Here is a 22207-nt window from a genome sequence, read left to right on the forward strand (position 1 = left end):
CTGTGTTCGAAAAGTTCCCGGTTCTGTGGCTCCGAGTCCGATTTCGGTATGAACTAAGTGGCGGTCGCAGAAACAGAACGCCATCATGCAGACGCTACTCCTGAACAGCGACGACGTCCACGAGAACGCGAACATGGCGGACCTCATCCCCGCCGTCGAGGAGGCGTTCGCCGCCTTCGAACGCGGCGACGCGCAGATGCCGCCGAAGTCCTACATCGACCTGCCGCGGTACAACGGCGACTTCCGGTCGATGCCCGCCTACATGGACGCCGGCGACTGGGACGCCGCGGGCATCAAGTGGGTCAACGTCCACACCGACAACGACGAACACGGCCTCCCCACCGTCATGGGAACGATGGTGTACTCCTCGCCGGAGACGGCGTTCCCCCTCGCCATCATGGACGGCACCGAACTGACGATGAAGCGAACGGGCGCGGCGGCGGCCGTCGCCACCGACCACCTCGCCGTCGAGGACGCCACCTCGATGGGCATCGTCGGCGCGGGCGTCCAGTCGTACACCCAGTTGGAGGCCATCTCGACGGTCCGCGACATCGAAGACGTCGTAATCTCGGACGTCGACGAGGAACGCGTCGCGAACTTCATCGACGCCTTCGAGGACCGATTCGACGTGCGCGCGGGGTCCATCGAGGAAGCGGCCGCCTGCGACGTACTCTCGACGGTCACGCCCGTCGAATCGCCGATCGTCCCGCGGGACGCCGTCGGCGACCGGACCCACATCAACGCGATGGGCGCGGACGCCGAGGGGAAACACGAACTCGAAGACGAGATACTGCTGGACGCCAAACTCGTCATCGACGACCACGAGCAGACGACCCACTCCGGCGAGATAAACGTCCCCTACAACGAGGGCGTCCTCACCGACGACGACATCTACGGCGCTATCGGCGAGATAGTCGTCGGCGACAAAGCGGGCCGCACCGACGACGACGGCATCACCGTCTTCGACTCGACGGGACTTGCGATTCAGGACGTCGCGGCCGCCCACGTCGTCTACGAACACGCAGACGAGAACGACAACGGCTACCCGTTCGACCTGTTGGGCCTCGCGGGCGAGAACTGAGTCGGGTTACTCCTCCGCCCCGCCGCGCCCGGCGACGGCGTCGAGAACCTTCGTAACCAGCCAGACGGCGATGAGGAGCGGTAAGAAGGGGATGAAGAGGACGACGACGAGGAGGAACATCGTCCACCCCAGCGAGTCCATCTCTCTGTCTTCGTGGGAGGCGTAACCGGGCGTGGCCGTTCTGTACGCGCGCGTCAGAAGTCCGGGCCGGTTTTCGTCGCTCGTACCGGTCGCTACGGGCGGTTGCACGAAAAAAACTGGCCGACGGACCGCTATCGAACTACAGTGAACGCCACCGCGCGGCCTCCCGCGTCTGGCCGCACTCTGGACACTCGTACGTCCGCCTGTCCGCGCAGTCGGACCCGACTTTGTCGTCCGCCCGTCGCATCTCCACCTCGCAGTCACGGCAGTGCATGCATCCATTCTCTCGGCTGATAATGTAAATCTAGGGGAATTTCACTTCGAACTACACAGTTCGGGACTCGGGTCGCCGTTCGGAGAGTCGGAGCATCGGGAGTATCACGGCTGATAGCCCGCGGAAAGCGCATCAGGTCGGACGGAGGCGGAGGGCGGAGAGGGAGAAAGCCGGCGGCGGAGAGCGGAGGACGGAAAGCGGAGAAAGAGCGGAGCGTCGCGGCGTCGGAAGGCGGCGCGAGTTACTCGACTTCGAGGTTTATCGCGGGGCGGAGCGGAATCGCCTGCTTCGTCTCCTCGGCGTCCTCGCCTTCGATCTCGACGACCACGTCGGCGTCGAACTCCTCGCCGAGGAACGCCGCGGCGCGTTCGTACGTCGCCGCCTCGTCTATCCGCGAGAGCGCTCGGAGCTGTTCCTCGTCGCGTCCGCGGGCGAACTCGACGAGCTCCTGCACGAGGTCGTTGACCTCGTTACCGCGTTCGCGCAGGTCGGGGTCCTGCATGACCTTCCCCATGACGGCCCCTTGGTCGGTGCCGACGTCGGCGACGGTTTCGAGGACGTCGCGCTTCCAGTCGGCGGCGACGGTGATTCGAATCCGGTCGGGGTCGGCCTCCGGAATCGGTTCGTCGGCGTTCGCCAGTGACTGCTGGATGCCCTGAACGTCCTCGACGAGGCGTTCGACCTGCCCCTCCTCGACTTCGACGGCGAGGCTCTCGAACTCCTCGTCGGGTTCGGGCCACGGCGCGTCCTCGGCGGGCGTGCCGGTGAGGCGTTCGTGGAGTTCGTTCGTCATGAACGGGACGAACGGCGCGAGGAGTCGCAGGCGCGTCTCCAAGACGTGCGCCAGCGTCCACCGCGCCGCCGGGCGGTCCAAGTCGGTCCGCCGTCGGTACCAGCGCAGGTGCTCCTCGAAGTTGTAGAAGGCGGCCTGACTGGCGGTGCGCGTCTCCGACTGCTCCATCGCCTCGGTGACGGTGCGGACGGTGCCTTGGAGCTTCGACAGCAACCAGCGGTCCTCGCCGGCGAGTTCCGGCCGTTCCTCGGGCACCTCGCCCTCGATAATCTCGTCGGCTCGGTTCCAGAACCGCTCTAACTGGTCGCGGACGGACTCGACCTGTTCGGCCCGCCAGTCGTAGTCCTGCCACGGTTCCGCGGAGTTGAGCAGGAAGAAGCGAACCGTGTCGGCCCCGTAGTTCTCGATGGCCTCGCCGGGGAGGACGACGTGGCCCTTCGAGGAGGACATCGCCTGCCCCTCCAACAGGCCCATGCCCATGATGACGATGCCTTCGGGCCACTCGGCGGGGTCGAACAGTTCCGCGTGGTGGAACAGGTAGAACGTGAGGTGGTTCGAGATGAGGTCGTTCGCGGAGAACCGGTAGTTCACGGGGTACCAGTAGTTCCACTCCTCGCGCAGTTCGAGGGCCGTCTCGTCGGGGTCGTCGGTCGCCTCCGCGCCGTAGAACAGCGTATCGAAGAAGTCGCGGTCCATCTCCTCGACCGGAACGTCCTGCAGGCGGTGGGCGATGGTGTAGTACGCCATGTAGATGGTCGAGTCCGACAGGGGCTCGATGACGAAGTCGTCGTCCCACGGCAGGCGCGTCCCGAGGCCGTAGTTACGGATGCACGGCCACTCGTTCAACCAGTCGATGGTGTGGTCGTACTCGCCGCGGGTGTTCGACGGGATGGCCTCCATCTGCGAGACGAGTTCGTGGGCCTCCCGCTTCCACGCCTCGTCGTTGTAGCGCAGGAACCACGTGTCCTGTTCGGCGACGACGACGTCGCCGCCGCACCGGCAGACGACATGTTCGGAGAACTCCTGCATCGTCCCGAACGCCCCCGAGTCGCGGTGGGCGTCGCGGAACTTCGTGCGGACGTCCTCGACGAGTTCGCCCGCGAACTCGCCGTACTCGTCGTTGAGACGGCCCGCGTGGAACTCCTTGTTGTACAGGTCCTTGGTCGCTTTCTCCAAGGCGGGGTCCTCGGACGATTCGACGTCCGCCTCCTCGACGGCGGACTTCGCGGGTATCTCGCCGTAGCCCTCGACGGAGAGGATGGGGACGGGTTCGATGGCCTCGACTTCGTCGGGGTCGATGCCGTACTCGCGCATCCGGTCGTCGTCGGCTTTCGCCTCCTGCAACGCCACGTAGTCGTCCGGCGAGTGCGCCGGCACGGACATGACGACGCCCGTCGCGTTCTCGGCGTCCACGAACGACGCGGGCAGGATGAGCACCTCGTCGCCCGTGATGGGGTTCTCGACGCGTTCGCCGACGAGTTCCTCGCCGGCGGCGGTTCGTTTGACCGTCACGTCGTGGCCCTGCAGGTCGAGTTTCTCGACGGCGGCGGCGGAGACGAACCACTCCTCGCCGTCCACGTCGGCGTAGGCGTAGTCGGCGTCGGGGTCGATGTATGCGTTCGTGACGCCGCGGACCGTCTCCGGGCGGAGCGTCGCCATCGGGACGACGGTGTCGCCGAGGGAGAATCGAACGAGCGTGTACTCTTGGAACTCCGCCTCCTCGCCCTCCAACAGGTCGTGGGTCGTGACGGGTTGCTCCTCGTTCGTGCAGTACTTCACCGGGTGCAGACCCTTCTCCAGGAGGCCGCGGTCCTTCAGCGTCTCGTACTGCCACGTGATGAACTTCGAGTAGCGCTCGTCGTTCGTGGTGAACTCGCGCCGCCAGTCGACGGACAACCCGAGGTTCTTCATCCCCTTCTTGTAGTGCTCCTCGATGAAGTACCGGGCGTAGCCCATCGGCGTCTCCAGGTCCTGAAGCGTCTCCTCGGGCACGTCGTAGGTGTCCCGGAGGACGGACAGTTGCTTCTCTTCGCCCTTCTTCAGGCGCTCCACCGCGCCGATGATGGGCGTCCCCGTGACGTGCCACGCGATGGGAAACAGGACGTTGTCCCCCTGCTGGCGTCGGTACCGCGCGTACACGTCGGGCACCGTGTACGTCCTCGCGTGCCCGATGTGCATCCCGCCGCTGGGGTAGGGGTACGGAACCGTGATGAACGTGGGGTCCTCGTCGTCCTCGGAGGGTTCGGCCTCGTACCGCCCCGTCTCGGACCACCGCTCCCGCCATCGCTCTTCGAGTTCCTGCGGGTCGTATTCCATGTCTGTGTCGTCAGGGGTGCGGACCTAAAATATCTCCTATACCCGACTCGCGTACTGTCAGATGGCGCTTCCGCCGCCGATTCTCCGCGCGAAGGACGACTGCGTTCGACGGGGCGTCCCTCTCGGGGGCCTCAGATGCAGTCGCCGACGGGTCGTTCACCGTCTCCCGGACCCTAGAGCCGTGTGAACACTTTTGCTCGGCCGGGCCGAAGGTACGCGCCTATGGCCGACGACGGAACTGGCGGCCCGGTGCTGGTCGGACTCGACGATCCGGCGCACGTCCAGCAGTTAGTTCGCACCGCCGGTGACCTCGCTCGCCTCGGTGACGGCACGGTGCGTCTCGTGACCGTCGTGGTGAAGCCGCACGACTCGCCGTTCGGTCTGTTCGACGACGAGACCATCGTCCGCGAGTACGGCGGCGACAGCCGCGAACTCGTCGAACGGGCGGACGCTCCGGCGGACGTCACCGTCGAACGCGACGTGGTCGTCGCGCGGTCACCGACGCGCGGCCTCCTGAAAGCGGTCGAGAAGACCGATCCGTCCGCGCTCCTCGTCGGGTGGCGGGAGCGTTCGCGGCGGAGCGACGCCGTCCTCGGAACGACGGTCGACGCACTCGTCGAACGGGCGGAGTGTGACCTGTACGTCGAACGCGTCGGCCGCGAAGCCGACGGCGTCGACTCCGTCCTCCTCCCCGTCGCGGGCGGCCCACACGTCGACGTAGCGGCGATGATGGCGGCGGCCATCGCCGTTCGGAACGACGCTCGGGTGGTCGTCTTCTCGGTGGCCGACGCGGATACCGACGTGGCGGCGGCGACGGAGTTCGCCGAGGAGGGTCACAGAACGCTCGCCACCGTCTCCGGCGTCGAACCGGCGGTCGAGACTGTCGTCCGCGAAGCCGCGAACCCGACGGACGCCGTCGGCGAGGAGGCGGCGAACCACGACGTGGTCGTATTGGGTGCGACCCGACGCGGCGCACTCCGGCGTCGACTCGTCGGGTCGGTGGCGAGACGAATCGTCAGGCGGACCGACGAGACGATTATCCTCGCCAGAGACGGTGCGGTGGTCGGCGGTCCGATTCACCGCCTCGGAGAACTGTTGCGACGATGACCGCCGTCGTCTTCTGGGTTCTCGTCCTCTTAGCCACCGTCACCGGCCTCCTGACCGCGTGGGCGCTCGGCGCGAACAGCAACTCCCCGCCGTTCGCCCCCGCCATCGGCGCGAACGCCATCTCGACGATGCGGGCCGCGTTCCTCATCGGTCTCCTCGCCGCGCTCGGAGCACTCACGCAGGGAGGCAGTATCTCGGAGACGGTCGGGTCCGGACTGATAAACGGCGTCGCGTTCAGTTCGCTGGCCGCGACGGCGGGCCTGTTGACCGCCACGGCGTTCATGGCGTTCGGCGTCTACACCGGCTATCCGGTACCGGCGGCGTTCGCGACGACCGGTGCGATGGTGGGCGTGGGACTCGCTCTCGGCGGGACGCCGGCGTTCGAGACGTACCGCAGAATCGCGACGTTCTGGGTACTCGTCCCGCCCGTCTCCGGCGGTTTGGCGTACCTCACCGCCACGATACTCCGCCGCGACGACATCCCCGAGACGGTCGGCGTCCCGGTGTTGGCGGCTCTCGTCGGCGGTATCGTCGCCAACGTCCAACTGGGAGTCATCCCCGCTCCGCCCGGCGAGGAACAAAGCTCTCTCGCGAGGTTCCTCTCGGGGTTCGTCGACACGCCGGCCGTCGCCGGGGTCGAACTCGGCGTCGTCGTCGTGTCGGTACTCGCCGCGGCCGCGAGTTTCCAGTTCATCCGTCGCCGAACGCAGGCGTCGGTCGAAGGCGGCGTCAGAACGTTTCTCGTCGCACTCGGGAGCATCGTCGCGTTCTCGAGCGGCGGGAGTCAGGTCGGGCTGGCGACCGGACCGCTGGAGAACCTCTACCGAGTCGAACTCGGCCTCCCCGGAATCGTGCTCTTGGCCATCGGCGCGACGGGCATCCTCGCGGGCGCGTGGATGGGCGCACCGCGACTGCTCCAAGCGACCTCCCGCGAGTACGCGCAACTCGGGATTCGTCGGTCCATCGCCGCCCTCGTCCCCGGCTTCGTCATCGCCCAACTCGCCATCACGCTCGGTATCCCCATCTCGTTCAACAACATCATCATCTCCGGCGTCATCGGCGGCGGACTCGCGGGCGGGTCCGCCGGCGTCTCTCGCCGGAAAATCGGAGTGACCCTCGCGTTCTGGATAATCACGCTCGTCACGTCGGTGGCGGTCGGGTTCGGGGTCTACAGGGCGCTCGCCGCGGTTCTCGGCGGGTAGTCCCCCCTCAGAGGGACCGAACGAGGCGCACTACCGAACGACGGTCACCGTCACGGGAGCCTCGCCGACGACTACCGTCGCGACGGTTCCGAGGAGGCGGCGGGCGAGTGCGTTTCGCTCGCCCCCGTGGCCGCCCATGACCACGTGGTCCACGTCGTTCGCGTCGACGTAGTCGAGGATGGTCTCGGCGGGGTCCCCCGTCTCTACGGTCACGTCGACGCTCCGGCCCGTTTCCGCCGCCCGGTGCTCCGCGCGCGCGACCACCTCGTCCGCTCTCGCTCTCGCCTCGTCCCGTCGCTCTTCGCCGGGGTCGAGGATACCGCCTTCGCTCATCGACGCGTCGAGCGGCGTCACCACGTTCAACACCGCGACGGGACAGTCGAACGTTTCGAGCGCGTGGACCAAGGCGTCGTCCGAAAGCGGAGAGCCGTCCAGCGGGACCAACACGTTCGAGGGAGCCATACGGTCAGTTTCGAAGCGGAGAGGGAAGTACTCTGCCGGGGGAGCGAACCGCTCGGCGGGCGGGAGACGGAAAAACGGAGGAGAGAAACGAACGTGAGCTTACTACGTCGTCGGTAGAGTCTGCGTCGCGTCGGCGTCAGCGTCGGCGGGCTATCGCCCTCACTCGACGTCGATTCGGTGGGAGTCGTCGTCATCGTCCGTCGTCTCCTTGGGGAGGGTGACGGTGAGGACGCCGTTGTTGTACGAGGCGGACGCCTCGTCCGAGACGACGGCCTCCGGGAGGCGGACGTCGCGCCGCACGGACTCGTGGCGGCGTTCGCGGCGGATGTACTCCTCGGAGTCGTGTTCCGCGCTCGTCTCGTGCGTCGCCTCGATGGTGAGGACGCGTTCCGTCACCGCGAGGTCGATGTCCTCCTTCTCGTAGCCCGGGAGGTCGGCGACGACGACGAACTCGTCGCCCTCGTCGGCGACGTCTACGTCGACGCCGGAGGTCATGCCGGCCACGTTCGAACGCTCGAACTGGCGGCTCACGTCGTCGAACTGCTTGGACATTCGCTCGAACAGCGTCTCGACATCGTCGAAGGGGGAAGAACGTGGCATCATGTGATAGTCTCCGACTACTACTAACGTCGCCCGAGAGCATAAACTAGTTGTAACTAGGTGCGCAGTACGCACGGTACAAAGCGTATCTCGTCCGAAATCGACGCTCTCGGTTCCACGAACGCACGGGGACAGTTCACCGCCCGACCGCACGTCCTCGGCGCAGTCGACCCGGTGGCCGCCGACACGGTGTGCGGCGTCGGCGTCTCGCCGAGAGGGGTCGAGGCGGGACGGACGCCGCGGGAGAGGACGCGACGGAACGGGAGAGTCGCCGACGGGAGTCTCACCGGCGAGGGGCGACGACCTCCTATCGAACGGGGGCGTCACCCCGACCCGCACCTCGCCGAACGGTCACTCGACTTCGATTTCCGTCCCCTCGTCTCCGGGCGTCGGCGACGCCTTCGGGAGCGTGACGGTGAGGACGCCGTTCTCGTACGTCGCCGTCGCTTCCGTTGCGACGACGGCGTTCGGGAGCGTGACGCTCCGGGAGACGGCCTCCCGCGTCCGTTCCTGCCGGAGGAACTGCGCGTCGGAGGCGTCGTGGACGGCGGTTCGCTCCGTCGAGACGGTGAGCCGTCGGTCCGCCAGCGAAACGTCGATGTCCGCCTTCTCGTAGCCCGGAAGGTCGGCGACGACGACGAACTCGTCGCCGCGGTCGGCCACGTCGACGTCGACTTCGCGGCGTCCGACGTTCGCCTCGAACTCGCCGTTCAGCCGTTCGAGCAGTTTCTCTACGTCCTCGAAGGGGTTCGACTGCGCCATGATCGGTCCGAAGTTCGGTCTCTCAGACCTTCAAGATTTTCGCGGCCGCCCGACGGGTCGAGGGCGAACGCCTAGTAGAGGACGTGCTGCATGTCGTAGGACCCGAGGCGCTTGACCCACCCGCGGGAGGCTATCTCCTCGACGTCTTCGAGGGCGTCCTTGGCCCTGTCCTCGTACAGGCCGGCCTCGAAGTCGATGTGGAACAGGTAGTCGCCGAGGCGGTTTCCGCTGGGGCGGGACTCGATGCGCGAGAGGTTGATGTCGTGGTCCGCAAACGCCTCGAGCAGTTCCAACAGGAGCCCCGGATAGTTGGCGTTCGGGTAGACGACGATGGTGGACTTCCCGCCCGCGTCGGAGCGTTCGCTCGCGGGCGCGATGACGAAGAAGCGCGTCGCGTTCGAAGAGCGGTCTTGGATGTCCTCCGCGAGGACGTTGAGCGTTCCGCCGGCGTTGTCCGGGTGGCCGATGCCGGCGACGTTCGGGTCGTCGCGGGCGCGTTCGACGCCGCGGGCGGTGCTGGCGACGGCTTCGAGTTTCGCGTTCGGATAGTTCTCTTCGAGGTACGACCGACACTGCGCGAGGGCCTGCGAGTGGGAGGCGACCACCGAGAACTCCTCGGTCTGCGCGAGGAGGGCGTGGCGAATCGGCGTGACTATCTCCTGAGTGACCGCCACGTCGGTCTCGGCGATGGCGTCCAACGTCTCCGTGACGCTCCCCTCGATGCTGTTCTCGATGGGGACGACCCCTCGGTCGTACGCGCCGTCCTCCACCGCGTCGATGATGGCGGAGACGGACTCGCGGAACTCGACGTCGTCGGCGACGGCCCGGGCGGCGCGGTGGGAGTACGTGCCGGCGGGACCCAGCGTAACTGCCTGCATGCGGCGACGTTCAGTCCCGAGTTTGAAAAGCCCGTCGTCGGGGACGAACGTCCCGTCCGATCACTGCTCGGCGCAGAGTTCCACGAAGTTGCGGAGAATCCGCAGTCCCGTCTCGCCGCTCTTCTCGGGGTGGAACTGCGTGCCGAACACGTTGCCCGCCTCGTTGGCGACGATGGCCGGGAACTCCACCTCGTAGTCTGCCGTCGCGACGACGGCGTCCTCGTCGTCCGGTACCGCGTAGTACGAGTGGACGAAGTAGGCGTGCTCGCCGTCGACTCCCTCGACGAGGGGGTGGTCGCGTTCGACGTTCAGTTCGTTCCAGCCCATGTGCGGCACCTTCTGGCCCTGCGAGAACTTGACGTTCGTCCCGGGGACGAAGTCGAGGCCCGTCACCTCGCCCTCGCCCTCGTAGTCGGCCTCCTCGCTGGTCGTCAGAAGCATCTGCATGCCGAGGCAGATGCCGAAGACGGGTTGGCCGCGGTCGGCCGCCGCCGCGAGGGGTTCGCGGAACGGGCCGGCGTTCTCCATCCCCTCGCTGAAAGCGCCGACGCCCGGCAGGACGATGCCGTCGGCGTCGGCGAACTCGTCGGGGTCGTCGGTTATCGTCACGTCCGCGCCCGCGCGTTCGAGGCCGCGCTGTGCGCTCCGCAGGTTCCCGAGTCCGTAATCGACCATGACCACCGAGGCGAGCGACTGTTCGGCCGCGGCGGGGTTCGGCGCGCTCATACCGAACAGTCCGCAAAGGGCGGCAAAGTGACTTTCCCTCCGGGCGATTTCGACGGGGCGCGGGGCGGCGAGACGGATCAGAAGTCGCCGAGGTTCGCCTGCCCGCCCGCGCCGTCCGTCAGGTCCGCGAGGTCGGCGGCCTTCGCGATGGTGTCGGTGAACGTCTCCTCCTGACTCCGGTCGTACAGCGTCGCCGCGGGGTGGACGCAGACGAGGACGCGTTGGGCGCGGCCGCCGATGCGCGCGTCCACCACGTCTCCCGCCTCCTTCGTGACGGCGACGTCTCGGTCGAGGACGTGTTCGGAGGGCACCTTCCCCAGCGTCACCAGAAGTTCGGGGTCGACGAGTTCGAGTTCCCGTTCCAACCACGCGGCGCAGTTCTCCAACTCCCCGACCTTCGGGTCGCGGTTCTCCGGCGGGCGACACCGCACGCAGTTCGTGATGCGGACGTCTGGACGCGCGAGTCCCACGTCGCGGAGGGCGTCGTCGAGAACGCTCCCCGAGCGTCCGACGAACGGTTCGCCCTGTTCGTCCTCGTTCGCGCCCGGCGCTTCCCCGAGGAACACCAAGTCGGCGTCGTCGGGGCCCGCGCCGTTGACGATTTGGCTCCGTCCCTCGACGAGTTCGGGACAGCGCGTGCAGTCGGTGACGCAGAGACCGTCCATCTCGCCGTCGGCTACGTCGTCCATGTGTCCCGTAGCGGTCCCGCGGGACTTACTCGTGATGGTCGCCGGGCGACGCCGGTCCGTCGTTGTGCCCGTCGTCGCGTCCGTCCCACTCCCGTTCGCGCCACGAACGCGCCGCGCGCGCGGCCGTCCGAGCGACGCGGACGGGTTCGGGCCGCCCGCCCTCGGGCGTGAACGCGCGCACGACGTCGGCCGCCGCCGCCGCGTCGATACCGACGGCGCGGACGAACACCGTCTCGCCGTTCACCTCGACGGGCCGCCGCGGCGGGAGCGACCGGTAGGCCGCGAGGCGTTCGTCGAGTTCGTCGCCGGAGAACTGCTCGCGCAGGGCCGACGCGAGGCCCTCGCTCTCCTCGTAGGAGACCGAGAGCGTCGGCCGGTCCGTCGCCTCCGCGATGCGGCGGAGGTCGAGCACGTTGAACCACGCCGGGGCGACGCCTGAGAGCATCACGTACCGGACGTCTTCGCGTCCGAGCGTCGAGAAAAGGGTGCAAACGGCGTTCGTCGCGTCCGTTCCGCCGACCGTACACGACCCGTAGACGACCCCGTCTACGACTCGGTTCGCACGGACGAGTGCGCCGCAGAGCGTGCTTCGGCGCGACGACTCGCTATCGGTGCCGCGGTACGACTCGGCGACGCCGAGCGCCCTCGTGCCCGGTTTCGGCGACGGCGTCACGGCGTCTCGCGCCGCGTACCGCGCGCTCGACTCACTGCTCTTTTATCTCTTTCAAGCGGTCGAGAAGTTCGTCGTTGGACGCGCCGATTTCGTACTCGACCTCGCCCTCGTGGTCGGCCGTGGAGGTGGCGACACTCTCGTCGTCGTCGAGGTCGGTGTCGTACTCCTGGTTATCTTGCTCGGATTCGTCGTAACTGCCGAATCCCATACACTGGTAGGTACGCGGTTGAGCGTGAAAAATGATTTGCAGGCCCCTCTCAAGGGGTGCGACATCGGCGAGGGAGTCCGTCGCGCGGGGCTTTTTCACAGACGACGACGTACGCCGCCGCATGGAAGTCGTCACAGTCACCGAGGGCGCAGAGCAGTTCACCTGTAACGCGTACCTCGTCCTCGGCGAGCGAACGGTCCTCGTGGACGTCGGGACGATGCCGGGCGTCGAAGACGTCGTCGCCGAACACGCGGACGAACTCGACGCCGTGGTCCTCACGCACCAGCACTCGGACCACGTCGGCGAACTCGACGCCGTCCTCGACGAGTTCGACGCCGAACTGTACGCCTACGGAGAGCACCCCCGACGCGACGGAACGCTCGAAGACGGCGACGAACTGGTCGCGGGCGACGAGACGTTCGAGGTGGTGTACACGCCGGGTCACGCCGCGGACCACGTCTCGTTGGTGAGCGACCGCACCTTGTTCAGCGGCGACGTGGTCGTCTACAACGACGGCGCGTTCGACGACGGGAGTTTCGGGCGGACGGACATGGCCGGCCAGTCGCGCGAACGACTCATCAGGAGCTTAGAGACGCTCCTCGAACGCATGCCCGAGACGGTGTCCGCGATGTACGCGGGCCACGGCGACGTCTACCGCGCGGACCCAGACGGCGAGGAAGAGTCCGTCCGCGAGGTGGTGGAGCGAGCGCTCTCGCGCGCCGAACAGCGTCAGCCGAAGTACCCCGAGTCGGCGTAATCGGCCGCGCGAGGGACGTCCTCGACCGTGTGATGGGTACTGTCGGCCGTCCAACGAGGTGACCGACCGCGGAGACGCGGCTGAGCGCCGGACTCGTCGGTCGGAGGAGAAACGGAGTGCGAAAAGCCGTCCGTCGGATTACGCCGCGCGGCGTTCCTTGGACTTCGCGCGGAGGTTCTTGTAGCCGCACTTCCGGCAACTGTCCGCGCGGGGCGGGTTGCGTGCGTTGCACCGCATGCAGATGAGCTTCTCCAGCGTTCGCTTTTCCGCGGCGTCGAAACTAGCCATACGGCTCTGTTTTGGACCGCTCCGTATAACGCTTGCGAGAACTGCGCGCCCCGCGTCGCCCCGCCCGGCCCGCGCGAACGCGGTCGCTGGACGGCGAGAGCGGGAGTCGCGAAAACGAGAACTCGACGGTCGCGGACGTGCGAGGGGCGTTCAGGCGCCGGCTTCTTCGAGGGCCGCCTCGATGTCCTCGCGTTGGGTGACGCCGACGAACCGGTCGACGATGCCGTCGTCGTTCTCGACGATGAGCGTCGGGAGCGAGCGGACCTGATACTCGTTTGCGGTGTCCTGCTTCTCGTCGACGTCGACCTTCTCGAGTTCGAATCGGTCGCCCCAGTCGTCCTTTATCTCCTTCAGAATCGGATCCTGCGTCTTACACGGGCCGCACCAGTCGGCGTAGAAATCGAGCATTCGAACGGTCATCGTGTTCCTGCGGAGGTTGCCCGGCCCCGCGCATAAGGGTTTCTCACCCCCACGTCTCCGACCCGAGCCGAAACGTTTACGCGAGGGAGGCACAGATGCCCGCACATGAGCAGCGGACAGAACAGCGGCGGCCTGATGTCTAGTGCGGGACTCGTTCGATACTTCGACGCGGAGGACCGCAACGCGATTCGCCTCGACCCCAAGACGATCGTCGCGTTCGGACTCCTCTTCGGCGTCGGGATCCTCGTACTGAACGCCGTCGCCATCTGAGGCCGCGGGCGAACCGCCGCGAGCGGACGCTTTTTGTCGCTCGGAGTTTGACCTTCGGGTATGTTACGAGCCGGCGTCGTCGCCGTCCAAGGCGACGTATCGGAGCACGCAGACGCCATCCGCCGGGCCGCCGCCGCCCACGGCGAGGACGTCGAAGTCGTCGAGATACGCCAGTCCGGCCGCGTCCCCGACTGCGACGCGTTGCTGATGCCGGGCGGGGAGTCGACCGCAATCTCTCGGCTGTTGGCGCGGGAGGGCATCGACGAGGAGATAGTCGAACACGTCGAACGCGGAAAGCCCGTGTTGGCGACGTGTGCGGGCCTCATCGTCGCCTCACGGGACGCACAGGACGACCGGGTGGACGCCCTGTCGCTGGTGGACGTGAGCGTGAACCGCAACGCGTTCGGCCGACAGGTGGACAGTTTCGAGGCCCCCTTGGAGGTGACGGGGTTGGACGAACCGTTCCCCGCCGTGTTCATCCGCGCGCCCGTCATCGACGACGTCGGCGAGGGCGTCGAAGTCCTCGCCGAATGGGACGGTAAACCGGTCGCGATACGCGACGGCCCCGTCGTCGGCACCTCCTTTCACCCCGAACTGACGACCGACAGCCGACTCCACGACATGGTGTTCTTCGAGGGCGACGTGGAAGTCGGGGCGAAAGCCTCCGACTGACCCCGCGCGTTCGCCGGGCGGCGAACCGAGGCGGAACCGGGCGTGTTTTGCCCGCGTCGTCCGACGCGCCGGTATGGACGACGACACGCCGACCGAGGAGGTACTGGACGAACTCTTCTCGACCATCGAGTCCCGCAAGGCGGAGTTGCCCGAGGACTCCTACACGACGACGCTCTTCACCCACGAGAAAGGCGAAAACTACGCCTTAGAGAAGTTGGGCGAGGAGGCGACGGAGACGATTCTCGCCGCGAAGGACGACGACAGGGAGGAACTGCTGTACGAGAGCGCCGACTTAGTCTACCACCTGCTGGTCGTACTGGCGGCGCACGACGCGTCGCTGGAGGACCTGCGCGAAGAGTTGAAGAGTCGGTTCTAACGGAACTGCACGCCCAAGTCGTGCATCCCGTCGTTGTTCTGGGCGACGTTGATGAGAAGCGGCGTGACGGACTCGACTTCCGCGGCGTTGGCGACGCCGCCGGCGTCTAACGCGCGGAGGCCGTCTATCTCCTCTGCGAGACGCATCACCGTCTCCTTGGCGTCTCCGTCGTCGGAGACGACGAGGGTGTCGATGCCGAGTTCGGCGTCCAAGTTCGCGAGGCGTCCCGCCGCGAGGTTGTGGAACGCGCCGACGACGCCCACGCCGTCGGGCGCGGCGTCGGCGACGAGTTGGGTGACGCTGCCCGCACTCGGCGGGTGGTAGTGGAAGCCGTCGTCGCCGCGTTTCATCCCCGCCGCGGGCGTGACCAACACGTCGCCGTCTTCGAGTCCGTCCGCGACGGCTTCGACGGTGTCTGCGACGTGGTACGGCGGCACCGCGAGGACGACTATCCTCGCCCGTTCGGCGGCCATCTCGTTGACGAAGCCGTTGACCTTCCGGTCGCGCCCCCGACTCGACAGTTCCGTCTCGTACTCGTCGGCCTTCTCGCGCGCCTTCTCGGGGTCCCGAGAGCCGACGACGACTTCGTGGTCCGTGTGGTAGGCCCACCGCAGGGCGAGTGCCTCGCCGATGTCGCCGGTCCCACCGAGGAGTGCGATTCGCATGCCTCGGAGTGCGGACGGAACCGGGTAAAGCGTTGCGTGACCGGGGGCGTCTGCCGGTGTCTTCAGTCCCTCTCCGGGACGACTTCCGGGCCGTACGTTACGAGGAAGGCGACGAGGGGCGCGACCAGAAGCGTCCCGAACAGCACGTACGTCCGCGGGGTGGTCCCCTCGGGGAAGAGCGACCACGCGACGAGTCCCACGGCGTCCACGAGGAGCATCACCGTCAGGAATCGCACGAGGTGCGAGAGCGTGTCTCGCTTCACAGCGCCTCACCCCTGCTCCGTGGGACCGGGTTCCACCGCTGAGCCCGATTGAAGGCAGCCTGTCCGCCGAGGAGAGAGATCAGGTTGTTCACGAAACCGCCGACGCCGACGGCGTCCAACAGCGTGTGGAGGAGGAAGAACACGGCGATGAACGCCACCAGCTCGACGGTCAGGTCGCCGACCCGCGCGTCGTCCGACTCGAACCGCGTGAGGAACCAGTACGACAGGGGGACGGTGACGGCGCTTGCGACCAGGGCGCCGACGACCCAGACGCCGCCGGTCGGGTCGGGAGCCAAGAAGCCGGCCACGAGCACCGCCAGAAAACCGCCGAGAGGGAAGGACCAACAGACCCGTTCGATTCGAAGCGCGTCCATGCCGGACGTGGGCCGGGGTCGGAGGTAAAGTTACTCCTCGGGCGGGGAGAGCAGGTCCGGCAGGTCGTTCACGGAGTCGACGACGGCCGCCGCGCCGGTCGCCTCGTACTTCTCTCTGCCCTCCTCGCCGGTGAGGCCGCCCGTGAGGACGCCGACGCCGCGGTACGTCCGCGAGTCGTCCGCCGCCGCGGCGTTGACGGCGGTTCGCACGTCGTCCAACGTGTCGCCGACGAAGACGACGCTGTCGGCGTCCAACCGTTCCGCGAGGGTGGTGAGCGCGTGGGGGTGGGGTTTGCCCTCCTCCCAGTCGTCCATGGTGAAGCGGTGGTCGGCGGGGACGGCGAATTTCGACCGGGCGAGGGCGATGTCCGCCTCCGCGGCGGGGCGGCCCGTCAGGACGCCCGTCCGGTAGTACGAGGTGAGGTGGTCCAGCGTCTCTCCCTCGACGATGACCGGTTCGTCGTTGATGTAGCCGTCCGCCTCGAACGGCGGGTCGCCGCCTTCGAGTTCCCGAAAGAGGTCCGCACCGAGGTAGAGCGCTTGGAACGTCTCGCGGAGAGCGTCGGTGTCCCACGCGTCCTCGACGGCGGCGTACTCGTCCGCAGAGAGGTGGGCTTCGACGACTGCCTCGGCGGCGGAGAGGCCGCCGCCGCGTTCGGCGATGCGGTCCGCGAACGCCGGGAGCGACAGCGAGAACGACTCCCGGTCGTCGGCGAGAACGTACAGGGCGGCGGCGTACGTCAGTTCCCAGTCGTTGTTGAACCCGCCCGCGTCCTTGAACAGTTGAATCTCCTCCCGGTCGATGGTCCGCCCGTGCAGGCGGTCGACGCTCTCGACGATTGCCCGACGGTAGGAGTCGGCGACGTCGACGAGAACGCCGTCCACGTCGAGGACGACTGCGTCTGCGTGCATACCGGGAGGCGGTACCCCGGTGGCCTTAGCGTTGTGATTCCGCACCGGGTTCGCGGCGGTCGGCGGGGACGACGTACAGCGTCTCCCCGCCGACGGATTCGGTCTCCGCGGGGACCGACGGCGCGTCGTAACCGAGGGTGGTAAAGAGGAAGTCCGCGCCGACGGCACGCGCCACGTCGCGCGCCGGGCGGTGGAGTTCCGGCGGGAGGTTCAGCGCGTAGACGGCGTCGGCGCGGTACGCCGCCCCCGGGTCCTCGCGTTCGCTCGCGGCCACCACGTCGTCCTCGACGAACTCGACGCCGGGCGGCGCGTCGAACTCGTGAACGTCCGTCGCCGTCACCTCCGCGCCGGCGGCGGCGACTGCGGCGGCCACGTCGGGTGCCCGCCCGATACCGATTTCGACCAAACTGTCGTATCGGGCGAGGCGCGCGGCGAGGGCGTCTCGAAGTGCGGTTTCCACGGCGGGATGTTTATACCCCCGCTCTCCTTAACAACTTCCATGCTTGTCGATATCGTGCCTATCGGGGAACTTCCCGCGCAAGTGAAGCGGGAGGCGTCTGCTGCGCTGCGGGGGGTCTACGACTGCGACGTGACGCTCCACAACGAACAGGCGATTCCCGAAGGCGCGTTCGACCGCAGTCGGAAGCAGTACCGAGCAGAGCAGTTCATCGAACTGGCGAGTCGCGTGGGAAGCGGCGACAAGAACATCGGGATAACCTCGCAGGACCTCTACTACCGGCGACGCAACTACGTCTTCGGTCTCGCCTACCTGAACGGAAACGGGTCGGTTATCTCCACGTATCGTCTCCAGACCTCGTCTGACGGCGGTATCACCACCAAACCGGCGAGCGAAGTGTTCTCGGACCGGGTCCGGAAGGAAGTCGTCCACGAAATCGGGCACACCCTCGGCCTCGAACACTGCGACAACAACAAGTGCGTCATGTCGTTCTCGCCGACGGTTCGCGAGGTGGACGTCAAAGAGGAGAACCTCTGCGGCACCTGCAGTCGGTTGGTCCACTAACGCGGCCTCTCTTTTCCGCCACGGCACATAAGCGCTCACGAGACGTAGTTCCGAGACGGAAGTGACCACCGATGCAGTATCTCGTCGCGGTTGACGGTTCCGAATCGAGCATCGAAGCCCTCGAACACGCCATCGGCGTGGCGTCGCTACTCGACGCGGAGTTGACCCTCGTCTACTCCGTCGAGCCTCGAATCCTCGTCGACGAGGGCGGGGACGCGCCGTCGTTCCCCGAGGCGAGCGAACGACTCTACACCGAGGACATCGCCGAAGCCGAGTCGCGGGGCGAACGCGTCCTCGAAGACGCCGTCGAACGGGCGCGCGAGGCGGACGTCGACGCCGACTCCGAACTCCTGTACGGCGACCCGGTCGATACGATAGCCGAGTACGCCGACGAAGAGGGGATGGACGGCGTGTTCGTCGGGCACCGCGGCCTCTCGAAGCGAGCGCAGGGACTCGTCGGGAGCGTCGCCACCGGACTCGTCGAACGCGCGAACGTCCCGGTGACCGTCGTCCGATAGTGCTCGAACTCGACGGGAGCGACGGCGGCGGCCAACTCCTGCGGACGGCCCTCTCTCTGTCTGCGGTCACCGGCAGGCCGTTCCGGATGGAGAACGTGCGGGGGGAGCGTCCGACCCCCGGCCTGAAGACGCAACACGTCGCGGCGGTTCGGGCGGTCGCCGACGCGACGGACGCGACGGTCGACGGCGACGAACGCGGGTCCGAGACGCTCGCGTTCGCGCCCGACGGCTTCCGCGGCGGCGACGTGTTCGCCGAGGTGGAAACGGCGGGAAGCGCCGCACTCGTCTGCGACGCGGTGCTCCCCCTCGCCCTCGCACTCGACGGGACGCTCTCGGTCACCGTCACCGGCGGGACGGACGTCGAGTGGTCTCCCTCGGCCGACTACCTCCGGCGGGCGAAACTCCCGCTCCTCCGCGAGTTCGGACTCGACGCCGGCCTCGAAGTGAAACGGCGGGGGTTCTACCCCGCCGGCGGCGGCAGACTCGCCTTCGAGATCCGGCCCTCGAATCTCGCCCGCCTCCGACTGCGCTCTCGGGGGGCGCTACGGGGGGTGCTCGTGAACGCCGTCGCCACCGAGTCGCTGTCGGACGCGAACGTGGCGGAACGACTCCGGGACGCCGCGGTCGAACGTCTGACGGCCACGTCGGGGCCGAACCTCGAAGCGAAGCGGGTCGAACCGACCGCCGAGTACGTCCCGGCGTCGTCGCCCGGTGCGGTCGTGACGCTCGTCGCCGACTGCGAGGAGGGTCGCGCGGGGTTCGTCGGCCTCGGAAAACGAGGGGTGCCCGCCGAGAACGTCGCCGCCGAGGCGGTGGACGCGTTCGCGTCGTGGCGGGCGGACGACGCGCCGGTGGACGCCCGGATGGGCGACCAACTGGCCGTCTGGGCCGCACTCGCGGGCGGCGAGGTGCGCGTCCCCGCCGTCACCGACCACCTGCGGACGAACGTCGAGGTGATTCGAGCGTTCGACTACGACGTGGCGGTGGAACCCGGCGGCGACGGCGGCGTCCTCCTGAGTCCCGACCTGTAGGGTCGAGACGACCGGCGACGCGGCCGAGGACCGTCGCGCTTACGGTTCGTACGTGCCTTCCATTCGAGCCTCCTCAACGACGTGGCCCTCGATAGCGTCCTGCAGTTCGTCCTTCGACGCGCCGGAGTCTAAGTCGAGTTCCGTGTCGAGGGCGTAGACGACGAACCGGTACGTGTGCGGGCGGTCCGGCGGGTTCGGGCCGCCGTACTCGCGTTCGCCGTAGTCGTTCTCGCCCGTCCGCGCGTCGGCGTCCTGCGGGGTCCAGTCGTCCGGCAGCGAACAGGTCTCCGAATCGACGGAGATGTTCCAGACGACCCAGTGGTCCCACACTTTTCCGGCGGGTTCCTCCGCGTCCGGGTCGTCCACGAAGAGGGCGAGAGACTCCGCTTCCTCGGGGATATCCTCGATTATCAGCGGCGGGTTCGTGTTGGCTTCTTCGTAGCCGTGCCGTCGAGGGATCTCGCCACCGTCCGAGAACGCCGGACTGATGAGACGCATGAAAAGATCGTTTGGAACCGGGGTACGTGTGAATTATGGCCGAACGTCACTCGTCGGCGGAGGAATCGGATCCGCGGTCGGACCCCGGCGAGGGTCGAACGGAACTCCGGCGGACGCGGTTACTTCCGTCCGAGTATCTTGATGAGAGCCTGCGCGACGAGTCCGCCGACGGTGGACTTCGTGGAGACGAGGGCCGCGCCGGCGTACATGAGCGCTCGCTTCGGCTTCTTCTGGAAGAGCGCGATACCCGCCCGCGCGACGAGCATGCCGACGTTCGCGCTTTTGAACTTGCTTCCCGAGAGGAACGACTTGGTGCTCATGTGAGAAGGGATGCGTCCGACGCCGATAACGCTTGAGGCCGCACCCGCAGGGGCGGAGAAGAGAGCGGTCGAGTGCGGACTACGGGGCGTAGTAGTACTCGCCTTCGCGCTTCTGTTTGCTGTCGAGTTGCGACCCGGGCTTGTTGATGCGCGGACGCTGGGTGCGTTCGTCGCGGCGGAACGTGATGTCCAGGTCCGCGAGGAAGTCGTTCATCCCGGCGCGCATCTCCTGCGGCGTCGAGGCGTGACCGCGTTCCGCGGGTTCGCCGTCGAACACCATCAGACGGTCCGCGAGCAGGTCGATCATGTAGATGTCGTGGTCGATGACCATCACCGTCGCGTCGTGGTTCTCCGCGTACCGGCGGATGGCCGAGGTGGCCTGCACGCGTTGTTCGACGTCGAGGTGGGCCGAGGGTTCGTCCATCACGTACAGGTCGGCGTCCTCGGAGAGACACGCCGCGATGGCGACGCGTTGGCGTTCGCCGCCCGAGAGGTCGTCTAAGTTGCGCTCCATGATGCGTTCGAGTTGGAGCGGGTTCGCGACTTCGGTCTTCCAGTAGGAGGTGCCGAAGTCGTCGGTGATAGACGAGAGGAACGCGTCCACGCGCATCGGCTGGTCGATTTCGATGTACTGCGGCTTGTAGGCGATGTCGAGGCGAAAGTCGAGTTCGCCCTCGTCGGGTTCGAGCGACCCCGCGAACATCTTCGCGAGCGTCGACTTCCCGATACCGTTCGGGCCGACGATGCCGAGCACTTCCGACTGGTAGATGGTGCCCGCGTCCACTTCGAGGGAGAACTCGCCGTCGCCGTAGGACTTCGCGAGGTCGGGGTAGTCGATGAGCGCCTTCCCCTTCGTCGTCTCGCGGGGGGCGTGTTCGTGGAACGTTATCTCGTCGGGCCGGATGCGCATGTTCTCGTTCGAGAGGTACCCCTTCAGGTACTCGTTGATGCCGTTGCGCACCGACTTGGGGTCGGTGATGACGCCGTACGCGCCGGGTTCACCGTAGGCGACGTGGAGCGTGTCGGCCAGGAGGTCGAGAATCGCCAAGTCGTGTTCGACCACGAGAACCGCCCGGTCCTCGTCCTCCGCCAACTCTTGGATGAGTCGCGCGGCGGTCACTCGCTGACCGATGTCGAGGTACGGCGAAATCTCGTCGAGGAAGTAGAAGTCCCTGTCGCGGGCGAGCGTGGCCGCGAGGGCCACGCGCTGGAGTTCGCCGCCCGAGAGCGTATCGAGCGGTTGGTCCATCACCGGGCCGATGCCGAGGCGTTCGACGTAGTCGTCGAGTGCGCCGCGTTCGTCCGTCGAATCGAGCAGATCGCGGGTGACGCCGTCGAACTGCTTCGGAATCTGGTCGACGTACTGCGGCTTGCGGGCGATGGTGACCACCTCGCCGCGGACGCGTTCGACGTAGTTCTGCAGTTCGGTGCCGCGGAACCGGTCGAGGACGGCCTCCCACGACGCCTCCTCGCCGTAGTCGCCGAGGTTCGGCACCATCTCGCCGGCGAGGGCCCGCACGGCCGTCGTCTTCCCGATGCCGTTCGGACCGAGGATGCCCGTCACGGAGCCCGCCTCGGGGACCGGAAGCCCGTAGAGGGCGAAGGAGTTCTCGCCGTAGCGGTGGACGGGGTCGTCCTGCAGTTCCGTGGGGAGGTTGATTATCTCGATGGCGTCGAACGGGCATTTCTCGACGCAGATGCCGCACGTCTCGCCGAGGCACACCTCCTCGGAGATGCGTATCTGGTCCGGGCCGCCGTCGTACGGTTCGTCCTCTTCGTAGTAGTCCCCCCGAGTGACGATGCACTCTTTGCCCGTCCGGTTCGGCGGGCAGAAGTTGGCGCACTCGTAGCTACAGCGGTCGGGCTGGCACCTATCGAGGTCGACTACCGCGATACTGTCGTCCGCCATG

At 67.3% G+C, this 22207-nt stretch carries 31 protein-coding genes; 10 read left to right on the forward strand and 21 right to left on the reverse strand.

Annotation, left to right across the window (positions count from 1 at the left end):
- The first annotated feature begins 82 nt into the window (after positions 1 to 82).
- The gene (locus BLS11_RS12595) at positions 83 to 1081 is read left to right on the forward strand and encodes an ornithine cyclodeaminase family protein (RefSeq protein WP_092537957.1); all 999 of its coding nucleotides are present in this window, start codon (positions 83 to 85) and stop codon (positions 1079 to 1081) included.
- A gap of 6 nt (positions 1082 to 1087) precedes the next feature.
- Here the strand turns inward: BLS11_RS12595 and BLS11_RS12600 are convergent, their stop codons facing one another.
- The 3 genes from BLS11_RS12600 to leuS all read right to left on the reverse strand — a co-directional run bounded on the left by BLS11_RS12600 (position 1088) and on the right by leuS (position 4605).
- Entirely contained in the window at positions 1088 to 1330 is a 243-nt protein-coding gene (locus tag BLS11_RS12600) for a DUF7535 family protein (protein WP_092537959.1), read from the reverse strand.
- Between the two features lie 31 nt (positions 1331 to 1361).
- Positions 1362 to 1496, reverse strand: coding sequence for a hypothetical protein (locus tag BLS11_RS19870; protein WP_258555460.1), 135 nt, complete (start codon positions 1494 to 1496; stop codon positions 1362 to 1364).
- 241 nt (positions 1497 to 1737) lie between these two features.
- Entirely contained in the window at positions 1738 to 4605 is a 2868-nt protein-coding gene (gene leuS, locus BLS11_RS12605; RefSeq protein ID WP_092537961.1) for a leucine--tRNA ligase, read from the reverse strand.
- Positions 4606 to 4827: 222 nt separating this feature from the next.
- On the opposite strand from leuS, the gene BLS11_RS12610 reads away from it, so the two are divergent.
- Positions 4828 to 5712, forward strand: a complete 885-nt coding sequence (locus BLS11_RS12610) for a universal stress protein (protein WP_092537963.1) — start codon at positions 4828 to 4830, stop codon at positions 5710 to 5712.
- Positions 5709 to 6914, forward strand: coding sequence for an inorganic phosphate transporter (locus tag BLS11_RS12615; RefSeq protein ID WP_092537965.1), 1206 nt, complete (start codon positions 5709 to 5711; stop codon positions 6912 to 6914). Before BLS11_RS12610 ends, BLS11_RS12615 begins: the two co-directional genes overlap by 4 nt.
- Positions 6915 to 6944: 30 nt before the next feature.
- Here the strand turns inward: BLS11_RS12615 and BLS11_RS12620 are convergent, their stop codons facing one another.
- The 8 genes from BLS11_RS12620 to BLS11_RS12655 all read right to left on the reverse strand — a co-directional run bounded on the left by BLS11_RS12620 (position 6945) and on the right by BLS11_RS12655 (position 11912).
- On the reverse strand, positions 6945 to 7376 hold the full coding sequence (locus BLS11_RS12620) for a universal stress protein (RefSeq protein ID WP_092537967.1): 432 nt from the start codon (positions 7374 to 7376) through the stop codon (positions 6945 to 6947).
- Positions 7377 to 7535: 159 nt separating this feature from the next.
- Positions 7536 to 7979, reverse strand: a complete 444-nt coding sequence (hsp14, locus tag BLS11_RS12625) for an archaeal heat shock protein Hsp14 (protein ID WP_092537969.1) — start codon at positions 7977 to 7979, stop codon at positions 7536 to 7538.
- 348 nt (positions 7980 to 8327) lie between these two features.
- Entirely contained in the window at positions 8328 to 8738 is a 411-nt protein-coding gene (locus BLS11_RS12630; protein ID WP_092537971.1) for an Hsp20/alpha crystallin family protein, read from the reverse strand.
- Between the two features lie 71 nt (positions 8739 to 8809).
- A complete protein-coding gene (gene pheA, locus BLS11_RS12635; protein ID WP_092537973.1) occupies positions 8810 to 9616 on the reverse strand; it encodes a prephenate dehydratase in 807 nt (268 codons plus the stop codon).
- 60 nt (positions 9617 to 9676) lie between these two features.
- Positions 9677 to 10342 carry an imidazole glycerol phosphate synthase subunit HisH gene (gene hisH / locus BLS11_RS12640; protein WP_092537975.1) on the reverse strand — a complete coding sequence of 222 codons (666 nt, stop codon included), beginning with the start codon at positions 10340 to 10342 and terminating at the stop codon, positions 9677 to 9679.
- Between the two features lie 77 nt (positions 10343 to 10419).
- Positions 10420 to 11031, reverse strand: a complete 612-nt coding sequence (locus BLS11_RS12645; RefSeq protein ID WP_092537977.1) for a uracil-DNA glycosylase — start codon at positions 11029 to 11031, stop codon at positions 10420 to 10422.
- A gap of 25 nt (positions 11032 to 11056) precedes the next feature.
- On the reverse strand, positions 11057 to 11704 hold the full coding sequence (locus BLS11_RS12650; RefSeq protein ID WP_092537979.1) for an endonuclease dU: 648 nt from the start codon (positions 11702 to 11704) through the stop codon (positions 11057 to 11059).
- A 31-nt stretch (positions 11705 to 11735) separates the two neighbouring features.
- Positions 11736 to 11912, reverse strand: coding sequence for a DUF5786 family protein (locus tag BLS11_RS12655; protein ID WP_092537981.1), 177 nt, complete (start codon positions 11910 to 11912; stop codon positions 11736 to 11738).
- A gap of 121 nt (positions 11913 to 12033) precedes the next feature.
- Between BLS11_RS12655 and BLS11_RS12660 the strand changes: the two genes are divergently transcribed.
- Entirely contained in the window at positions 12034 to 12669 is a 636-nt protein-coding gene (locus tag BLS11_RS12660) for an MBL fold metallo-hydrolase (RefSeq protein WP_092537983.1), read from the forward strand.
- 138 nt (positions 12670 to 12807) lie between these two features.
- On the opposite strand, the gene BLS11_RS12665 is transcribed toward BLS11_RS12660, so the two are convergent.
- Entirely contained in the window at positions 12808 to 12957 is a 150-nt protein-coding gene (locus tag BLS11_RS12665) for a 50S ribosomal protein L40e (protein WP_092537985.1), read from the reverse strand.
- 150 nt (positions 12958 to 13107) lie between these two features.
- The gene (locus BLS11_RS12670) at positions 13108 to 13377 is read right to left on the reverse strand and encodes a thioredoxin family protein (protein ID WP_092537987.1); all 270 of its coding nucleotides are present in this window, start codon (positions 13375 to 13377) and stop codon (positions 13108 to 13110) included.
- Positions 13378 to 13482: 105 nt separating this feature from the next.
- On the opposite strand from BLS11_RS12670, the gene BLS11_RS12675 reads away from it, so the two are divergent.
- The 3 genes from BLS11_RS12675 to hisE all read left to right on the forward strand — a co-directional run bounded on the left by BLS11_RS12675 (position 13483) and on the right by hisE (position 14695).
- Positions 13483 to 13647, forward strand: coding sequence for a preprotein translocase subunit Sec61beta (locus tag BLS11_RS12675; RefSeq protein WP_092537989.1), 165 nt, complete (start codon positions 13483 to 13485; stop codon positions 13645 to 13647).
- Positions 13648 to 13707: 60 nt separating this feature from the next.
- Entirely contained in the window at positions 13708 to 14319 is a 612-nt protein-coding gene (gene pdxT / locus BLS11_RS12680) for a pyridoxal 5'-phosphate synthase glutaminase subunit PdxT (protein ID WP_092537991.1), read from the forward strand.
- Between the two features lie 73 nt (positions 14320 to 14392).
- Complete coding sequence (gene hisE, locus BLS11_RS12685; RefSeq protein ID WP_092537993.1) at positions 14393 to 14695, forward strand: phosphoribosyl-ATP diphosphatase; 303 nt, start codon at positions 14393 to 14395, stop codon at positions 14693 to 14695.
- Here the strand turns inward: hisE and npdG are convergent.
- The 5 genes from npdG to BLS11_RS12710 form a co-directional block, all read right to left on the reverse strand.
- Entirely contained in the window at positions 14692 to 15360 is a 669-nt protein-coding gene (npdG, locus tag BLS11_RS12690) for an NADPH-dependent F420 reductase (protein ID WP_092537995.1), read from the reverse strand. The two genes, hisE and npdG, sit on opposite strands and share 4 nt — an antisense overlap.
- 62 nt (positions 15361 to 15422) lie before the next feature.
- Positions 15423 to 15623: a hypothetical protein gene (locus BLS11_RS12695; RefSeq protein ID WP_092537997.1), complete on the reverse strand. Its 201-nt coding sequence runs from the start codon at positions 15621 to 15623 to the stop codon at positions 15423 to 15425.
- Complete coding sequence (locus BLS11_RS12700; protein ID WP_092537999.1) at positions 15620 to 15997, reverse strand: hypothetical protein; 378 nt, start codon at positions 15995 to 15997, stop codon at positions 15620 to 15622. Before BLS11_RS12700 ends, BLS11_RS12695 begins: the two co-directional genes overlap by 4 nt.
- Positions 15998 to 16027: 30 nt before the next feature.
- Positions 16028 to 16909 carry a TIGR01548 family HAD-type hydrolase gene (locus tag BLS11_RS12705; RefSeq protein ID WP_092538001.1) on the reverse strand — a complete coding sequence of 294 codons (882 nt, stop codon included), beginning with the start codon at positions 16907 to 16909 and terminating at the stop codon, positions 16028 to 16030.
- 25 nt (positions 16910 to 16934) lie between these two features.
- Positions 16935 to 17369 carry a UPF0146 family protein gene (locus BLS11_RS12710; protein ID WP_092538003.1) on the reverse strand — a complete coding sequence of 145 codons (435 nt, stop codon included), beginning with the start codon at positions 17367 to 17369 and terminating at the stop codon, positions 16935 to 16937.
- Between the two features lie 39 nt (positions 17370 to 17408).
- Between BLS11_RS12710 and BLS11_RS12715 the strand changes: the two genes are divergently transcribed.
- From BLS11_RS12715 to rtcA, 3 genes are all read left to right on the forward strand, one after another.
- Entirely contained in the window at positions 17409 to 17930 is a 522-nt protein-coding gene (locus BLS11_RS12715; RefSeq protein ID WP_092538005.1) for an archaemetzincin family Zn-dependent metalloprotease, read from the forward strand.
- Between the two features lie 71 nt (positions 17931 to 18001).
- Positions 18002 to 18448, forward strand: coding sequence for a universal stress protein (locus tag BLS11_RS12720; RefSeq protein WP_092538006.1), 447 nt, complete (start codon positions 18002 to 18004; stop codon positions 18446 to 18448).
- Positions 18448 to 19479 (forward strand): RNA 3'-terminal phosphate cyclase, encoded by a 1032-nt coding sequence (gene rtcA / locus BLS11_RS12725; RefSeq protein WP_092538008.1) that lies wholly within the window; start codon positions 18448 to 18450, stop codon positions 19477 to 19479. The genes BLS11_RS12720 and rtcA overlap by 1 nt, the downstream gene beginning before the upstream one ends.
- 39 nt (positions 19480 to 19518) lie before the next feature.
- Here the strand turns inward: rtcA and BLS11_RS12730 are convergent, their stop codons facing one another.
- The 3 genes from BLS11_RS12730 to BLS11_RS12740 form a co-directional block, all read right to left on the reverse strand.
- The gene (locus tag BLS11_RS12730; protein ID WP_092538010.1) at positions 19519 to 19977 is read right to left on the reverse strand and encodes a YbhB/YbcL family Raf kinase inhibitor-like protein; all 459 of its coding nucleotides are present in this window, start codon (positions 19975 to 19977) and stop codon (positions 19519 to 19521) included.
- Between the two features lie 119 nt (positions 19978 to 20096).
- A complete protein-coding gene (locus BLS11_RS12735; protein WP_092538012.1) occupies positions 20097 to 20297 on the reverse strand; it encodes a hypothetical protein in 201 nt (66 codons plus the stop codon).
- A gap of 79 nt (positions 20298 to 20376) precedes the next feature.
- A complete protein-coding gene (locus BLS11_RS12740) occupies positions 20377 to 22206 on the reverse strand; it encodes a ribosome biogenesis/translation initiation ATPase RLI (RefSeq protein WP_092538014.1) in 1830 nt (609 codons plus the stop codon).
- Position 22207: the final 1 nt, after the last annotated feature.

This window comes from Halopelagius longus, from assembly GCF_900100875.1.
In the GTDB taxonomy this organism is placed as follows: domain Archaea; phylum Halobacteriota; class Halobacteria; order Halobacteriales; family Haloferacaceae; genus Halopelagius; species Halopelagius longus.

What these genes read in the sequence shown, in the direction of transcription:
- BLS11_RS19870 (WP_258555460.1), bottom strand. Translation starts at nt 1,496, where the DNA reads ATGCACTGCCGTGACTGCGAGGTGGAGATGCGACGGGCGGACGACAAA.
- leuS (WP_092537961.1), bottom strand. Translation starts at nt 4,605, where the DNA reads ATGGAATACGACCCGCAGGAACTCGAAGAGCGATGGCGGGAGCGGTGG.
- BLS11_RS12610 (WP_092537963.1), top strand. Translation starts at nt 4,828, where the DNA reads ATGGCCGACGACGGAACTGGCGGCCCGGTGCTGGTCGGACTCGACGAT.
- BLS11_RS12615 (WP_092537965.1), top strand. Translation starts at nt 5,709, where the DNA reads ATGACCGCCGTCGTCTTCTGGGTTCTCGTCCTCTTAGCCACCGTCACC.
- BLS11_RS12620 (WP_092537967.1), bottom strand. Translation starts at nt 7,376, where the DNA reads ATGGCTCCCTCGAACGTGTTGGTCCCGCTGGACGGCTCTCCGCTTTCG.
- hsp14 (WP_092537969.1), bottom strand. Translation starts at nt 7,979, where the DNA reads ATGATGCCACGTTCTTCCCCCTTCGACGATGTCGAGACGCTGTTCGAG.
- BLS11_RS12630 (WP_092537971.1), bottom strand. Translation starts at nt 8,738, where the DNA reads ATGGCGCAGTCGAACCCCTTCGAGGACGTAGAGAAACTGCTCGAACGG.
- pheA (WP_092537973.1), bottom strand. Translation starts at nt 9,616, where the DNA reads ATGCAGGCAGTTACGCTGGGTCCCGCCGGCACGTACTCCCACCGCGCC.
- hisH (WP_092537975.1), bottom strand. Translation starts at nt 10,342, where the DNA reads ATGAGCGCGCCGAACCCCGCCGCGGCCGAACAGTCGCTCGCCTCGGTG.
- BLS11_RS12645 (WP_092537977.1), bottom strand. Translation starts at nt 11,031, where the DNA reads ATGGACGACGTAGCCGACGGCGAGATGGACGGTCTCTGCGTCACCGAC.
- BLS11_RS12655 (WP_092537981.1), bottom strand. Translation starts at nt 11,912, where the DNA reads ATGGGATTCGGCAGTTACGACGAATCCGAGCAAGATAACCAGGAGTAC.
- BLS11_RS12660 (WP_092537983.1), top strand. Translation starts at nt 12,034, where the DNA reads ATGGAAGTCGTCACAGTCACCGAGGGCGCAGAGCAGTTCACCTGTAAC.
- BLS11_RS12665 (WP_092537985.1), bottom strand. Translation starts at nt 12,957, where the DNA reads ATGGCTAGTTTCGACGCCGCGGAAAAGCGAACGCTGGAGAAGCTCATC.
- BLS11_RS12670 (WP_092537987.1), bottom strand. Translation starts at nt 13,377, where the DNA reads ATGACCGTTCGAATGCTCGATTTCTACGCCGACTGGTGCGGCCCGTGT.
- BLS11_RS12675 (WP_092537989.1), top strand. Translation starts at nt 13,483, where the DNA reads ATGAGCAGCGGACAGAACAGCGGCGGCCTGATGTCTAGTGCGGGACTC.
- pdxT (WP_092537991.1), top strand. Translation starts at nt 13,708, where the DNA reads ATGTTACGAGCCGGCGTCGTCGCCGTCCAAGGCGACGTATCGGAGCAC.
- hisE (WP_092537993.1), top strand. Translation starts at nt 14,393, where the DNA reads ATGGACGACGACACGCCGACCGAGGAGGTACTGGACGAACTCTTCTCG.
- npdG (WP_092537995.1), bottom strand. Translation starts at nt 15,360, where the DNA reads ATGCGAATCGCACTCCTCGGTGGGACCGGCGACATCGGCGAGGCACTC.
- BLS11_RS12700 (WP_092537999.1), bottom strand. Translation starts at nt 15,997, where the DNA reads ATGGACGCGCTTCGAATCGAACGGGTCTGTTGGTCCTTCCCTCTCGGC.
- BLS11_RS12705 (WP_092538001.1), bottom strand. Translation starts at nt 16,909, where the DNA reads ATGCACGCAGACGCAGTCGTCCTCGACGTGGACGGCGTTCTCGTCGAC.
- BLS11_RS12715 (WP_092538005.1), top strand. Translation starts at nt 17,409, where the DNA reads ATGCTTGTCGATATCGTGCCTATCGGGGAACTTCCCGCGCAAGTGAAG.
- BLS11_RS12720 (WP_092538006.1), top strand. Translation starts at nt 18,002, where the DNA reads ATGCAGTATCTCGTCGCGGTTGACGGTTCCGAATCGAGCATCGAAGCC.
- BLS11_RS12730 (WP_092538010.1), bottom strand. Translation starts at nt 19,977, where the DNA reads ATGCGTCTCATCAGTCCGGCGTTCTCGGACGGTGGCGAGATCCCTCGA.
- BLS11_RS12735 (WP_092538012.1), bottom strand. Translation starts at nt 20,297, where the DNA reads ATGAGCACCAAGTCGTTCCTCTCGGGAAGCAAGTTCAAAAGCGCGAAC.
- BLS11_RS12740 (WP_092538014.1), bottom strand. Translation starts at nt 22,206, where the DNA reads ATGGCGGACGACAGTATCGCGGTAGTCGACCTCGATAGGTGCCAGCCC.